The organism is Agrobacterium sp. LR_9, assembly GCF_041954855.1.
Lineage (GTDB): Bacteria > Pseudomonadota > Alphaproteobacteria > Rhizobiales > Rhizobiaceae > Agrobacterium > Agrobacterium leguminum.
Window position 1 is genome coordinate 68,378 of sequence record NZ_JAVAYA010000014.1, and the last position, 13,079, is coordinate 81,456.

13 protein-coding genes and 1 pseudogene are annotated in these 13,079 nt (G+C 58.9%); 13 read left to right on the forward strand and 1 reads right to left on the reverse strand.

Translation table 11 applies throughout. The features are described 5' to 3' along the window. The first annotated feature begins 72 nt into the window (after positions 1 to 72). The 4 genes from RAC79_RS16785 to RAC79_RS16800 all read left to right on the forward strand — a co-directional run bounded on the left by RAC79_RS16785 (position 73) and on the right by RAC79_RS16800 (position 4,993). Positions 73 to 1,065 carry an ABC transporter substrate-binding protein gene (locus RAC79_RS16785; RefSeq protein WP_080857777.1) on the forward strand — a complete coding sequence of 331 codons (993 nt, stop codon included), beginning with the start codon at positions 73 to 75 and terminating at the stop codon, positions 1,063 to 1,065. 103 nt (positions 1,066 to 1,168) lie between these two features. Continuing rightward, positions 1,169 to 2,266, forward strand: a complete 1,098-nt coding sequence (locus RAC79_RS16790; RefSeq protein WP_236781219.1) for an ABC transporter ATP-binding protein — start codon at positions 1,169 to 1,171, stop codon at positions 2,264 to 2,266. Next, the gene (locus RAC79_RS16795; protein WP_078052877.1) at positions 2,263 to 3,948 is read left to right on the forward strand and encodes an iron ABC transporter permease; all 1,686 of its coding nucleotides are present in this window, start codon (positions 2,263 to 2,265) and stop codon (positions 3,946 to 3,948) included. Before RAC79_RS16790 ends, RAC79_RS16795 begins: the two co-directional genes overlap by 4 nt. Before the next feature lie 82 nt (positions 3,949 to 4,030). Then, a complete protein-coding gene (locus tag RAC79_RS16800) occupies positions 4,031 to 4,993 on the forward strand; it encodes a hypothetical protein (RefSeq protein ID WP_142845640.1) in 963 nt (320 codons plus the stop codon). 53 nt (positions 4,994 to 5,046) lie between these two features. Here the strand turns inward: RAC79_RS16800 and RAC79_RS16805 are convergent, their stop codons facing one another. Next, a complete protein-coding gene (locus RAC79_RS16805) occupies positions 5,047 to 5,346 on the reverse strand; it encodes a response regulator transcription factor (protein ID WP_236781220.1) in 300 nt (99 codons plus the stop codon). Between the two features lie 62 nt (positions 5,347 to 5,408). Between RAC79_RS16805 and RAC79_RS16810 the strand changes: the two are divergent. The 9 genes and pseudogenes from RAC79_RS16810 to RAC79_RS16850 form a co-directional block, all read left to right on the forward strand. Continuing rightward, positions 5,409 to 5,576: pseudogene (locus tag RAC79_RS16810) on the forward strand (phenazine biosynthesis protein PhzF); the annotation flags it as partial. 28 nt (positions 5,577 to 5,604) lie between these two features. Beyond that, positions 5,605 to 6,201: an NUDIX domain-containing protein gene (locus RAC79_RS16815; RefSeq protein WP_142845639.1), complete on the forward strand. Its 597-nt coding sequence runs from the start codon at positions 5,605 to 5,607 to the stop codon at positions 6,199 to 6,201. 185 nt (positions 6,202 to 6,386) lie between these two features. Continuing rightward, a complete protein-coding gene (locus tag RAC79_RS16820; protein ID WP_142845638.1) occupies positions 6,387 to 7,295 on the forward strand; it encodes a LysR family transcriptional regulator in 909 nt (302 codons plus the stop codon). Positions 7,296 to 7,442: 147 nt separating this feature from the next. Beyond that, a complete protein-coding gene (locus tag RAC79_RS16825; RefSeq protein ID WP_059761162.1) occupies positions 7,443 to 8,225 on the forward strand; it encodes a carbon-nitrogen hydrolase family protein in 783 nt (260 codons plus the stop codon). Positions 8,226 to 8,240: 15 nt separating this feature from the next. After that, positions 8,241 to 8,906 carry an RraA family protein gene (locus RAC79_RS16830; RefSeq protein WP_003521976.1) on the forward strand — a complete coding sequence of 222 codons (666 nt, stop codon included), beginning with the start codon at positions 8,241 to 8,243 and terminating at the stop codon, positions 8,904 to 8,906. A 62-nt stretch (positions 8,907 to 8,968) separates the two neighbouring features. Then, on the forward strand, positions 8,969 to 10,009 hold the full coding sequence (locus RAC79_RS16835) for an ABC transporter substrate-binding protein (protein WP_142845637.1): 1,041 nt from the start codon (positions 8,969 to 8,971) through the stop codon (positions 10,007 to 10,009). A 277-nt stretch (positions 10,010 to 10,286) separates the two neighbouring features. Further along, complete coding sequence (locus RAC79_RS16840; RefSeq protein WP_142845636.1) at positions 10,287 to 11,360, forward strand: ABC transporter ATP-binding protein; 1,074 nt, start codon at positions 10,287 to 10,289, stop codon at positions 11,358 to 11,360. Continuing rightward, a complete protein-coding gene (locus RAC79_RS16845; RefSeq protein WP_003521979.1) occupies positions 11,357 to 12,235 on the forward strand; it encodes an ABC transporter permease in 879 nt (292 codons plus the stop codon). Before RAC79_RS16840 ends, RAC79_RS16845 begins: the two co-directional genes overlap by 4 nt. A 12-nt stretch (positions 12,236 to 12,247) precedes the next feature. Further along, positions 12,248 to 13,042: an ABC transporter permease gene (locus RAC79_RS16850; RefSeq protein WP_003521980.1), complete on the forward strand. Its 795-nt coding sequence runs from the start codon at positions 12,248 to 12,250 to the stop codon at positions 13,040 to 13,042. The last annotated feature ends 37 nt before the right edge of the window (positions 13,043 to 13,079 follow it).

The window sequence follows — 13,079 nt, forward strand, 5'->3', positions numbered from 1 at the left end:
GCGACGGCAAAATCAAAAAGAAATCATGTCGCAGGGCCGGTCTGTCAGGGAACAAAAAAACGGAGCCCCCTTATGCGTCAATCATGCACTATTTTCGCGCGCCTTTTTGCCGGCGCGACTTTCCTTGCCAGCGCGGCTTTCGCTCATGCGGAAGGTACCGTCGTGGTCTATTCCGCCGCCCCGCAGCAGCTCATGGACGAGTTGCTGCCCATGTTCGAAAAGAAAACCGGCACCAAGGTCGAGCTTGTCAAAGCCGGGTCCGGCGAGCTGATGAACCGCATCAAGGCGGAGAGCGGCAAGGCGGCGGGCGATGTGATCTGGAGCGTCGACGGGACGGTTATCGATTTCTCCGCCGACCTTTTCGAGCCATACAAGCCGGTTGAGGCTGCATCGATCAACCCTGCCTTTTCACCGAGCGCGAACTGGGTGCCTTTCACGGCTGTCGTCACGGCCTTTATCGTCAATAAAGAAGCCCTGAAAGGCGCTCCTGTTCCGACCTCCTGGGCCGATCTTGCAAAGCCGGAATATAAGGGCCTGATTTCGTCGGCCCGCGCCGATCAGTCCGGCTCGGCCTATATTCAGATGGCAACGGTATTGCAGGATTTCGACAGCGAGGAAAAAGGCTGGGAAATTTATACCGGCATCCTCGGCAACTCGGTTCTTTCCACCTCTTCAGGCGCGGTGCCGCGTTTCGTCAACGATGGCGAGCAGGCCGTTGGCATTACGCTGGAAGATGCCGCGCTGCGCTACAAGCTCGGCAGCGCGCCGGTCGAAATCGTTTATCCGAAAGAGGGTACGGCAATTGCGCCTGACGGCATGGCACTCGTCAAGGGAGCGCCGAATGCCGACAATGGCAAGGCCTTCATCGATTTCATCGTCTCCAAGGAAGCGCAGGAAGTCGTCGTGAAGGCGGGTCGTCGCTCGGTTCGAACCGATGTTCCCGCCAATCCGGCACTCGTTCCGCTTTCCGATGTTCCAGACGCGAAATACGATTTCAAGTGGGCTGCGGACAATCGCGCGCGCCTGATGGAAAAGTGGAACGAGACATTGCTCGACGTTCAATAAGATAATTGCCGGGGACGGCGCAGAAGCGGCCGCCCCCCTTTATCCCGTTCACAATTCGCTTTTCGTTTTGTCCAGCGTGGTCACGGGCCGTGCAGGATTTGTCATGGAGCAGCACATGGCCGCCGTGGAAATTACCAGCATAAAAAAGAGTTACCGGGATGTCGTTGCCCTTTCCGACATCAATATCTCCATCCCCTCGGGTTCGTTCTTTACGCTTCTCGGTCCGAGCGGATGCGGCAAGACGACCCTCCTGCGCACGATTGCCGGGTTTCACCAGCAGGATAGCGGCAGCATCAGTATCGAAAGACAGGCGATCGAACATGTGCCTGCGCACAAGCGCGATGTCGGTATGGTTTTTCAGGATTATGCGGTCTTTCCGCATATTTCCGTATTCGACAACATCGCCTTCGGTTTGAAGCAGCGCAAGGCATCTTCCACCGAGATTCGCGAACGCGTCGGCAAGATTCTCGATATCGTGCAGCTCGCTCCCTACGCCAAGCGCATGCCGCATGAATTATCCGGCGGTCAGCAGCAGCGCGTCGGTCTGGCGCGAGCGCTCGTCATCAATCCGAAAGTGCTGTTGATGGATGAGCCATTATCCAACCTCGATGCGAAACTGCGCGTGGACCTGCGGCGCGAGCTGCGCGAAATCCAGCAGGCCATGAACATTACCACGGTTTATGTGACCCACGATCAGGAGGAGGCGCTTGCCATGTCCGATCTGGTCTGTGTGATGTATGGCGGCGTCATCCAGCAGGCAGCTGCACCCTGGGAGGTTTATAACAATCCCGCCAACCGTTTCGTCGCCTCCTTCGTGGGTGCGAACAATTTCCTGACGCTGGATCGTTCGGGCGGACAGACCTCCATTTCCGGGCACGTGGTGGCGCTACCGCAGGTCGACGCCATTGCGCCGCAACGAACGGTCGTTGCCGCCATCCGTCCCGAAGCGATTACCGTTGGCTCGCCCGCGACCGAAGATGAACGCCGCATCGAACTGCCTGTCACCATAAGGCAGGTCAGCTTCACCGGTCGCGAGATGAATGTTGCCGCGGTACTGTCGTCGGGAGAGGAAATCGAGGCGATCACCAAGCCGTCGCCCGATATCATCGCCCTTCAGCCCGGCCAGAAAACGGTTTTCTCCTGGTCTGCGGGCGATACCAAGCTCTTCGGTGAGGGCGTTACCGGGGAGCGCCTGTCATGACGGATATGACCGCGACCGCAACGACGGGCGGCTTCCGCCTGAGACTGCCAGGCTTCTGGACCAGCGTGACGGCATTTGCCGTTGTCATATTGGCGATCTTTTTGATCCTGCCCATTTTCAGCGTGTTCTTCATCAGCTTCTTCGACGCCAAGACGGGTGATTTCGGTTTCGGCAACTATGTTCAAGTGCTGACGCGGCGTTTTTATACCGTGGCATTGTGGAACACGCTTGTCATCGGCGTGCTCGGCATGTTGGGGGCCTGCCTGCTCGGTATTCCGCTTGCCTTCTGCACCTCGCGTTACCGCATAAAGGGCCGCACCTTCATTGCGACTTTCGCTGTGCTGGTTCTGTGCGCACCGCCCTTCATCGGCGCCTATGCCTGGATCATGCTGTTCGGCGCCAACGGCGCGGTTACCAATCTCCTGTCTTTCGCCGGTATTTCATTGCCGACGATTTATGGGATACCTGGCATCGTGATGGTCTTCAGCCTGAAGTTCTTTCCCTATATCTTCCTGATGACGGAAAATGCGCTGAACACCATCAACAAATCCTATGAGGATGCGGCGGAAAACCTCGGCTGCACGGCGTTCCAACGGTTCCGCAAGATCACCTTGCCGCTGGTCTTTCCGGCAGTCAGCACCGGCGCGATCATCTGCTTCGTATTGTCGATCGCAGACTTCGGAACGCCGGCAATCCTCGGCAAGGGCATCAGGACGCTCTCGACCATCGCCTATGCGCAATACACCTCCGAAATGGCCGGCACGCCGACCATGGCAGTCACGATTTCCATGGTGATGATTGCGATTTCCATGGCCGCACTTCTCTTGCAGCGGCAGATTCTCGCCAAGCGCCGTTATGCCAGCTCATTGACGAACCGGCCGGTAAAGCGCTCCATGCGCCCGCTGAAATCGTTTATCGTGCACGGTTTCTGCTATCTGGTCGTCTTTGTTGCCATGCTGCCGTCTCTCACGGTCATCTACACATCGTTCCTCGCAACGAACGGTCCCGTTTTCACCGGCGGTTTCGGGTTGGACAGCTATGCCCGCATTCTCCGCGATTCACCGCAGGCGATTGCCAACAGCTTCACCTTTGCGCTTGCCGCGGTGGTGTTGATCGCCATCGTTTCCGGCCTGCTCTCTTTCATCGTTGTCAGGCGAGACAATGCAGTATCAGGCTCGCTCGATCTTCTATTGATGGTGCCCTATCTGATACCCGGTGTCGTCATGGCGATCGGTTACGTCACGACGTTCCGTTATCCGCCTTTCGACATTACCGGCACGGCATTGATCATCATCCTGCTGGTGTTTATCCGCCGCCTGCCTTACGGCGTCCGCTCCACCACCTCGATCCTGCGGCAGATCAAGCCTTCCATCGAGGAGGCCGCGGTCAATCTCGGCGCTTCGCCGGCAAAGACGTTCATATCGGTGACGGTGCCGCTGATGTTGCCGGGGCTCATCATCGGTTCCTTGATGAGCTTCATCACCGCCATCAACGAATTGTCCTCGACGCTGATCCTCTATACGGCGCGGACGATTACGATGCCGGTCCTGATCTATATTCAGGTGATTGACGGCGAGTTCGGCACGGCAGCCGCACTTTCGACGCTGCTTCTCGTCAGCACCGGACTTTGCGTCTTCGTCGTCTTCCGGCTTTCGGAAGACAAGGAAGCCTCTTTCGTCTGAAGCCATCAAATATCATTCAAAACTACAGCAGCGGCGACCCCATGTGTCGCCGCCAGCCTCCCTCTGCAAGGACACCAGAAAGATGAATATCGCGAGCTTTTCGCAATCGAAATACAAGAACGCCGCAAAGCCGGGGGACGATGTGGCGCTTCTCATTCCCGGACGGGTTCTGGCCGTTTTCGACGGCGCGACCGACCCGACCGGAGCAAGTTACGGCGGGCTGAGTTCCGGCCGCATTGCGGCCCTTGCCGCCGCCAATGCCGTGGCTGAGATGAGCCTTGACGGCAGGCTGGAAACACTCGCCGCGCCCGCGCTTTTTCAGAATATCAGCGATATCCTGAAAAAGGAGGCGCAGCGCATCAATGCCGGCCATCCGCCATCAACCACCCTGGCGATCGTCGCGGATATGGGCGACAGCTTCCGCCTGCTGCTTGCTGGCGATTCCGGCGTCAGGATCAACGGCACCCGTCTGTTTCAGCACACAAAGCTTATCGATACGGTAAGCACTTCGGCGCGTATATTCGTGTTCAAACAGCTTCTCGCCGCCATCGGCGATGGCGACGCGGCCGAGGCGCGCACGCGCGCGACGATCTTCTCAGGCCTGCGTTCGGCTGTCGCAAACGGTATCCTGACGGCGCGGGATGCGGAAAATGTCGTTATTGCCGCGGCCGGGATGAGCGGCCTTGAGAACGACATTGAAACGGTCGAGGAATTCCTGATGGGTGGAATCCGTGTCCAGCCGCAATTCGCAAACCGGCATGGGCATGTATTGTGTTACGCCTCGGTGAATGGCGGAACAGTTATGCAGGAGGGGACGGTTGACGTCCGCATCGCCAAAGACGGGCTCTCGAGTGTTGAAATATTCTCCGACGGCTATTTGTCCCTGCCGGCGGGGACGGATGTTACGGCCTGGGAAGCGGAATTCGCGCGTGTCGAGGCGGCGGATTTTCACAAGCTGCGTGAGTATCCGTCCGTCAAAGGCTCGACAACGGCGGAATTCAGCGATGACAGGACCGTCATTTGCCTCAACCTGGTTCAAGTGTAGTCCAGTGTAACAACCTCATGGGAACCGGCCGACATCGCATATCGATGTCGGCATCATTCGCGGTCGGTCAGCTTGAGATGTTTGCTGACGGAAACGGTCATGCCACGCCGGCTGACGCCAAGCTTCGCGTAGATGTTCTTCAGGTGGAATTTCACGGTCGCTTCCGAAAGGCCGAGATCGCGGGCCATTTCCTTGTTGCTGCGGCCTTCGGAGAGAAGTTTCAAAACGGTGGTTTCCCGCCCGCTCAGCAGTCCGGCGGAATGTGTTGCGCCGTCGTCATTACCGCCCAGCGGCATCACCATGCGTGGCTGGCGGCCAAGGCCGTGTCCGACGATGCGGCTTATGAATTCCATCGCGTTCGGGCTAAATATCTTCAGCCCGAAACGGCGCACAATGTGGTGGCAAGATAGTGCCGGCGCAATGGCTTTTCGCGAAGGGTGTGGTTGACGAAGACTATGTCGCGGCGCAGGGAACGTACCTTGGCCGCCACGGCCGCATTTATCTGACCCGCGACGATGCCGGCCAGATATGGGTTGGCGGCGAAACGCGCACGCATGTCGAAGGCCGGTTGCATGGCCTTTGAAAAGACAGACGAAAACGAGGTGAATTTGATGACTAGCAGTGTTTACCGCCCCATTTCCGAACGCGTATTGGCGGATGATTGGGGACGGCTGACCAAGTATGAGTATGAACTTCAGCTGAGGGACGGAAGCTGGCAACGGCAGACCCGGGAGGCATATGATCGCGGCAACGGCGCGACATGCCTTTTGTACAATCCGGCAAGCGACAATGTGCTGCTGACCCGCCAGTTCCGGTTGCCGGTGCTTTTGAATGGCGGTCTGGAATCGCTGATCGAGACACCGGCGGGGCTGCTGGAAGGCGCTGAACCGGCGACGCGCATGCGTGCGGAACTGATCGAGGAAACCGGTTATGAGGTTTCCGAACTTACGCATCTGTTCGATATCTATATGAGCCCCGGATCGGTCACGGAATATCTCGCCTTTTTCTACGGCGAATATGCCGAGAAACATAAGGTCGGGGCAGGTGGCGGTTCAGCGGACGAGGGCGAAGACATCGACGTGCTGGAAATCGCCTTGCCCGAGGCGATGCGGATGATCGGCCGCGGCGATATTCGCGATGCCAAGACGATCATTCTGATCCAGCATCTCGCCATCCAGCTCTTGCAGGAAAAGATCACGGCACGCTGATCCCCATCCAATGCCTCCATTAAGGGAACCGGCGCAATCACTTCAGAAAGGGAGGCGCCGGCTTTGATCGCTTGCCTATGGGCGCGCGCATCGGACATACTGCCCCTTGAACCACAAAGGCCAAGGGCAAGACGAAGCCAGAGACTTGGAGCTGGATCGCGGAGCCATGCGAGAAGATTGAGCCCATGAATACGCGATTCCTCGAAACTTTTCTCTGGGCTGCCCGATTGAGCAGCTTTTCGGCAGCCGCGGAACGTTTGCACACAACGCAAGCATCGGTATCCAACCGGATCGCCGCTTTGGAGCGGGAGCTTGGTGTCGTGCTGTTCACGCGCGATGTGCGCTGCGTCAACCTGACGCCCGCGGGTCGTCTGGCGCTGCAACATGCCGAAAAGATCGTCAACCTCACCGGCGAGTTCCGGCAGATCGTCAGTAACCGCGAGGCGCTGAGGGGTACGGTGCGGATCGGTGCCGCCGATACGATCGTTTATGCCTGGCTGCCGCTGCTCATCCGCCGAGTGAACGAACAATATCCTGGTGTCAGCCTCGATCTGACCATCGATACCAGCTTGAAACTCTCGCAGCGCATTCAGAACGGCGAGGTGGATGTCGGTTTCATCATGGGGCCGATCATGGCTGCGGATATTTATAATTCACCGCTCTGTACATTCGAATCCTGCTGGGTCGGCGCCGTCGAGCTGCCGCTGCCGGAAACCGGTGTCACGCTTGAAGATATCGCGCATTTTCCGCTGCTTACCTTCTCGACCGGCTCACAGCCGCATCAGGCCTTGCGGGCGCTTCTCGATTCCCATGGACTGTCCGACAGCCGCATCTACAATTCCAATTCGCTGTCGATCATGACGCGCCTTGTGGCCACGGCTGTCGGGGTAGGCGCCTTGCCGCGCGTTTTGGTGGATGGCATCATCAAATCGGGCGAAGCGCGTATTCTCGACATCACACCGGCGGTGCCGCCTCTTACCTTCCACACGGTTTATCAGGAGCGCGGCGACAATGCGCTTGCCCGTGCCATTGCCGACATGGCGACGGAAATCGTCAGTGAAACCACCACGCAATGGATGACGGCCGCAGCTTAAATTTTATGCTGCAACGCAAAATGATTAATCTATAAGCTTACCTTATGGGTTTCGATAGAGTTTTTCCGTTTGTCAGGAAAACAGTTCCCGTTCTTAATTCTCCTCGCAACATGAGAGGAGAGCAACGTGAAAGTCTCACTTGTTCAAATGAATACCCAGAACGACAAGGCAGAAAACCTCAAGGTTGCTGCCGATTTAATTGAGAAGGCAGTCAAGGCGGATAGTCCTGATCTTGTTGTTCTTCCGGAATACTTCGCATTTCTTGGAGATAATCCTCAGGAAATGCATGAGAGCGGGGAAGAATTCCCCGGCGGCGAGATTTACTCGCTGCTTTCGGATCTGGCCAGAAAGCACGCGATCACGCTGCATGCCGGTTCCATCGTCGAGAAGGAAGGCAACCGCTTTTACAATTCGACGCTCGTTTTCGGCCCGGACGGCAAACAGATCGCCCGTTACCGTAAAATTCACCTGTTCGACGTCGATACGCCGAACGGCATCAGCTACCGCGAATCCGATTCCGTTGCCCGTGGCGAAGAGGTCGTGACCTACAAGGTTGGCGACAGGACGGTCGGCTGCGGCATCTGCTACGACATCCGATTCCCGGAACTGTTCCGTGCCCTGCGGGACAAGGGTGCAGATGTCATCGTTCTGCCGGCCGCTTTCACGCTGATGACCGGCAAGGACCATTGGGAAGTGCTGGCTCGCGCCCGCGCCGTCGAAACCCAGACCTATTTCCTCGCTGTCGGCCAGATCGGCACCCATGCGGGCGGCAAGAAGGCCTGCTGGGGGCATTCCATGGTCATCGATCCGTGGGGTCACATCGTCGCGCAATGCTCCGACACCGTCGGAACTGCTGGCGCCGCTCTCGACTTCGACTATTCGGCCAAGGTGCGCGCCAACGTGCCGGTGGCGAACCACCACGTTCTCTGATCGGAGAAAGACCCAATGTTTATCGTCAACCCCATGCCGGAACAGATCGGCGCCGACATCATCGAGCTTCTTGAAAAGGTCGAAGTGGCAACGATCGGACATGTGCTTCATTCCGGTTTCGTCGATCCTGAAATCCGGGCCGTTCTTCCGGGCAAGCGCGTGGCGGGCACTGCCGTCACGCTGCGCATCCCGAATGCGGATTCGACCATGCTCCACTACCTGACGCAACTCGTGCGTCCGGGCGATATCGTTCTCATCGACCGTTGCGGCGATACCCGCCACGCCTGCTGGGGCGGCGTCATCACCAACACCATGAAGATGGCCGGCGTCAAAGCCGGTGTCGTCGATGGCCCGGCGACCGATTTCTCGGAGTTCACCAAGGTCGACATGCCCATGTGGTGCCGCGGCCCGTCGCCGATCACCACCAAGATCCTTGGTCTGGAAGGCGCGATCAACGTTCCGATCAGCGTCGGCGGCCAGATGATCAATCCGGGCGATGCGATCCTGTGCGACGAAAGCGGCGTTGTCGCCCTTCATCCGAGCCAGGCCCGCGCCATGGCGGAACGCGCCATCGGCATGCAGGAAGCCGAGATCGTGCTTTTGGAACGCCTGCGCAACGGCGAGAAGCTGCCGGATATTTCCGGCGCCAACAAATTCGTCCAGGCGAAGCTCAGCGCCTGACACAATCTTTCGGGTGGCGGATCCGTTCGCCACTCCCAATAACAATAGAGGAGAACAGGACAATGAAGAAATCGATACTTCTGAGTGGGATTCTCATGCTGGGCGCGGCCGCCATGCCGGCGCACGCCCAGCAGACCGTGACGTTCCTCGGCTATAGTGGCCTTTTCCAGGAGCGTTACACCAAGGCCGTCATCGAGCCTTTCATGGCCGCCAACCCGGATATAAAGGTCGACTATTTCCCGCAGCAGGGTTCCGCCGCCATGCTCGGCTCGCTGCGCGCCCAGAAAGCTGCTCCGCAATCCGATATCGCGCTGATGGACGTCTCCGTCGCCAAGACCGGCACGGACGAAGGCCTGTTCGACAAGGTCGATGAAAGCGTTACCAAGAACGTTGCCGACCTCTATCCGAACGCCCGCTTCGAAGGCGTCGCCGGTGTCGGCGTGACCTTCGACAATCTCGTTCTCATCTATAACACCGATGCAATCAAGACCGCGCCGGACAGCTGGAATGCCCTGAAAGACAGCGCCTTCAAGGGCAAGATCGCCATGCTGAGCGCTCCTGACATCGTCGGTATCGGCACGACCATCATCATGGACCATATGAATGGCGGCACCGACTTCATCAAGAATATCGACGCCGGCATCAATGCCATGGCGGAAGTCGCGCCGAACGTCCAGACGTGGGAACCGAAGCCGGAAGTCTATCCGACTGTCGTCAACGGTCAGGTGTCGCTGGGCGTGGGCTGGAATGCCCGCAGCCAGGTGAATGCCGATGGTTCCAAGGGCAAGATGAAGGTCGTTCTTCCGAAGGAAGGCACGATCCTGCAGATCAACACGCTCAATCTCGTCAAGGGCGGCCCGTCGTCCGAGGCGGCCCGCAAGTTCATCGATTACGCGCTGAGCCCGGAAGCCCAGGCCGCCTTCACCGCCGCCATGTATTATGCGCCGACCAACGCCAAGGCCACGGTGGCTCCCGATGTCAGCGATCGCACGGTCGTCAAGGCGATGGACAAGGTTATCCCGGTCGACTGGATCGGCCTCTCGAAGGTTCGTGACCAAATCACGCAGGACTGGCGCCGCAAGGTCATCCCGCTCAGCCGCTAAGGCTTTCGCGTCTCTGTCGTGAAAAATGGCAAGTCTTCCGCATCCCCTTCGGGCGGATGCGGAAACGGCATAGGCCCCGGCTCATTTCCTCCGTCGGTGTTGGCATCGATGGAGGGGTGGGTGGCCCGAAGGCCTGCATAGGGAAAGCGCCGCGCAGAGCGCAGGTGAATTTCCGCCGCGATTGCATAGATCAAGGGACAGGGCATGCCCGCGACCCCGCCGGGATGGGACATGTTCTGGAGAAAGGCAAAAAGCCAGAATGGGAACTTCAGACATCATGCAGCCAGGATTTCTCTCGATTCGTTCATTGACCAAGCGCTACGAAACCATGGTCGCCGTGGATAATCTCAATCTCGAGATTCCCAAGGGCGAACTGGTTGCCTTCCTCGGTCCATCCGGCTGCGGCAAGTCGACGTCGCTGCGCATGATTGCCGGCCTTGCGCCCGTGACGTCAGGTTCGATCCTGATCGATGGCAAGGATGTGACGCAGCTTGCGCCCTACAAGCGCGATATCGGCCTCGTTTTTCAGAGCTATGCGCTTTTCCCACATATGACTGTTCTCAAGAACGTCATGTTCGGTCTTGAAATGCGCAAGGTGCCGGCTGCCGAAGCGGAACGGCGTGCGCGCGAAGCGATTGCCATGGTGCGTCTGGAAGGGCGCGAGGACCGCCGGCCCGCCCAGCTTTCCGGTGGCCAGCAGCAGCGCGTCGCACTGGCGCGTGCACTCGTCATCCAGCCCTCCATCCTTTTGTTTGACGAACCTCTTTCCAATCTCGACGCCAAGCTGCGCGACGAGATGCGCTCTGAAATCCGCCGCATCCAGAAACAGCTTGGCATCACCTCCATCTTCGTCACCCATGATCAGGTGGAGGCGCTCAGCATGTGCGACAAGGTCGCCGTGCTCAATGGCGGGCGTCTGGAACAGCTCGGCACGCCGCATGATCTTTACGAGCGCCCGGCAACGGCTTTCGTCGCCTCTTTCGTCGGCCGCACCAACAGGCTGGTCGGAAACGCGGTCGGCGATCACATCACGGTCGGCGACGCGACACTGCGTGCGCCCGGCTCGCACAATGGCAAGATCGACCTTATGGTACGGCCGCACCGCATGGCCATGACGGTTGCCGGTGACGCCGCACCCGATTTCGACGGAGCGCCGGTCAATCGCATCGCCGGTGAGGTTCGCGATGTCTATTATGCAGGCGATATCCTTCACTACGAGATCGCTGCGGGCGGACAGACATTGTCGGTGGAGCGCGCGACTTCCGGCGGGGAAACACCTGTGGCGGCGGGCAGCGCGGTCAGCCTAGTCTGGCGGGTGGAGGACACGCTGGTCTTCGGAGCAGGCCAATGACAGCGGCGGTCATGATCACGGCTCCCGGCAGCCGCACATCCTCCATGGTGTTTCTAGCAACGCTTCTTCTCGGGCCGATCATTGCGGTCAATGGGCTGGCCTTCGTCATGCCCGTGTTCAACCTGCTCCTGCTTTCCTTCCGTGAAAGCCTTGGCGGCGGCGGTCTTGGCGAAGCCCACACGCTCGACAACTGGTCGTCCACCCTGACCGACGGTTTTTATATTGAACTGATCGGCCAGAGCATCCTGACCAGTCTTCTGATCACGGTTCTCACACTCATCGCCTCCTATCCCATCGCGCTTTATCTTCACCGGGCGCAGGGCCGCTGGAAGACGCTGCTGCTGGTGCTCGTCATTTCGCCGTTGCTCACATCGGCCGTGGTGCGCACCTATGGCTGGATCGCGATCCTTGCCGATGACGGCCTCATCAACAACATCCTCTTAGCGCTCGGTGCCGAAAGCGGCGTGCGGTTGCTGTTCAACAAGGTCGGCGTCGTCATCGGGCTAACCGAAATCCTGATGCCCTATATGATCCTGGCGCTGCTTGCCGGTTTCGGCAGGCTCGATCCGCGTGTCGAAGAGGCGGCGGAAACGCTCGGCGCATCGCCCTGGAAGGTATTCTGGCGGATCATCGTGCCGCTCACCATGCCCGGCGTCGCGCTCGGTTGCCTGCTTTCCTTCGTTCTCGCCGTCAGTTCGTTCATTACCCCCAAGCTGCTTGGCGGCGGGCGCGTCTTCCTTCTCGCGACGGAAATCTACGATCAGGCCATCGTGACGCTCAACTGGCCGCTCGCCGCGACCCTGTCGATGATCATTCTCGTTATTTTCGGCGCTGCCCTGGTGCTCTATTCCCGGCTTCTGCGGGCCATTCTTTAAAGGAGATCGAAGATGGAAGAACGTCCCGCTCCGCTGGCGCTGAAAATCGTCGCCTTCATCATGTTCCTTTTCCTGCTGGCACCCGTGGTTCTCGTCGTGCCGATCTCATTTTCAGCCGATAGCTACATGACCTTTCCTCCCTCCGGCTGGAGCCTGCGCTGGTATGTCGATCTCATGCACAATTCCAAGATGATGGGAGCGCTCGGCACCAGCACCCTTCTCGCCATCATCGTCACCGCGCTCTCCATGCTGATAGCGCTGCCGGCCTCCTATGCCATCGTGCGCATGCGGGTGATCGGGGCGGATGCGCTTCTCGCCTTCTTCACCGCACCGCTGCTGCTGCCGACCATCGTTCTCGGCCTCGCGATCCTGATCGTCTTTGCCGGTGCGGGCCTGCTCGGCACCTTCACCGGTCTGGTGATCGCCCATCTCATCATCGTGCTGCCCTATGCGCTGCGTGTTCTCACCACCTCGCTTGCCGGCCTGCCGCTGATTTTCGAGGAGGCCGCCTCCACGCTCGGGGCATCGCCGCTCACGATTTTCCGACGCGTGACCATGCCGATGATCGCGCCGGGCGTCGTGGCGACGGCGGCGCTTTCCTTTCTGGTGTCGTTCGATGAAGCGGTAATTTCGCTGTTCCTCACCGGCCCGCGTATCACCACGCTTCCCGTCGCCATGTATCAGCATGTGGAAACGCAGGCGGATCCGCTCGTTGCGGCCATTTCCGTTCTCTTGATCGTGCTCACCCTTGCCGTCGTCCTCATCGTCGACCGCACGGCGGGCTTGACCAAAACTTTCGTGAAATAAAGTCGTGGGGCTGCCGGCTGGCGCTGGCTGCCCCTAC

Bases quoted from the DNA above. Each gene is read 5' to 3' on its own strand.
- RAC79_RS16785 (WP_080857777.1), top strand. From the start codon at position 73: ATGCGTCAATCATGCACTATTTTCGCGCGCCTTTTTGCCGGCGCGACT.
- RAC79_RS16790 (WP_236781219.1), top strand. From the start codon at position 1,169: ATGGAGCAGCACATGGCCGCCGTGGAAATTACCAGCATAAAAAAGAGT.
- RAC79_RS16795 (WP_078052877.1), top strand. From the start codon at position 2,263: ATGACGGATATGACCGCGACCGCAACGACGGGCGGCTTCCGCCTGAGA.
- RAC79_RS16800 (WP_142845640.1), top strand. From the start codon at position 4,031: ATGAATATCGCGAGCTTTTCGCAATCGAAATACAAGAACGCCGCAAAG.
- RAC79_RS16805 (WP_236781220.1), bottom strand. From the start codon at position 5,346: ATGGAATTCATAAGCCGCATCGTCGGACACGGCCTTGGCCGCCAGCCA.
- RAC79_RS16815 (WP_142845639.1), top strand. From the start codon at position 5,605: ATGACTAGCAGTGTTTACCGCCCCATTTCCGAACGCGTATTGGCGGAT.
- RAC79_RS16820 (WP_142845638.1), top strand. From the start codon at position 6,387: ATGAATACGCGATTCCTCGAAACTTTTCTCTGGGCTGCCCGATTGAGC.
- RAC79_RS16825 (WP_059761162.1), top strand. From the start codon at position 7,443: ATGAATACCCAGAACGACAAGGCAGAAAACCTCAAGGTTGCTGCCGAT.
- RAC79_RS16830 (WP_003521976.1), top strand. From the start codon at position 8,241: ATGTTTATCGTCAACCCCATGCCGGAACAGATCGGCGCCGACATCATC.
- RAC79_RS16835 (WP_142845637.1), top strand. From the start codon at position 8,969: ATGAAGAAATCGATACTTCTGAGTGGGATTCTCATGCTGGGCGCGGCC.
- RAC79_RS16840 (WP_142845636.1), top strand. From the start codon at position 10,287: ATGCAGCCAGGATTTCTCTCGATTCGTTCATTGACCAAGCGCTACGAA.
- RAC79_RS16845 (WP_003521979.1), top strand. From the start codon at position 11,357: ATGACAGCGGCGGTCATGATCACGGCTCCCGGCAGCCGCACATCCTCC.
- RAC79_RS16850 (WP_003521980.1), top strand. From the start codon at position 12,248: ATGGAAGAACGTCCCGCTCCGCTGGCGCTGAAAATCGTCGCCTTCATC.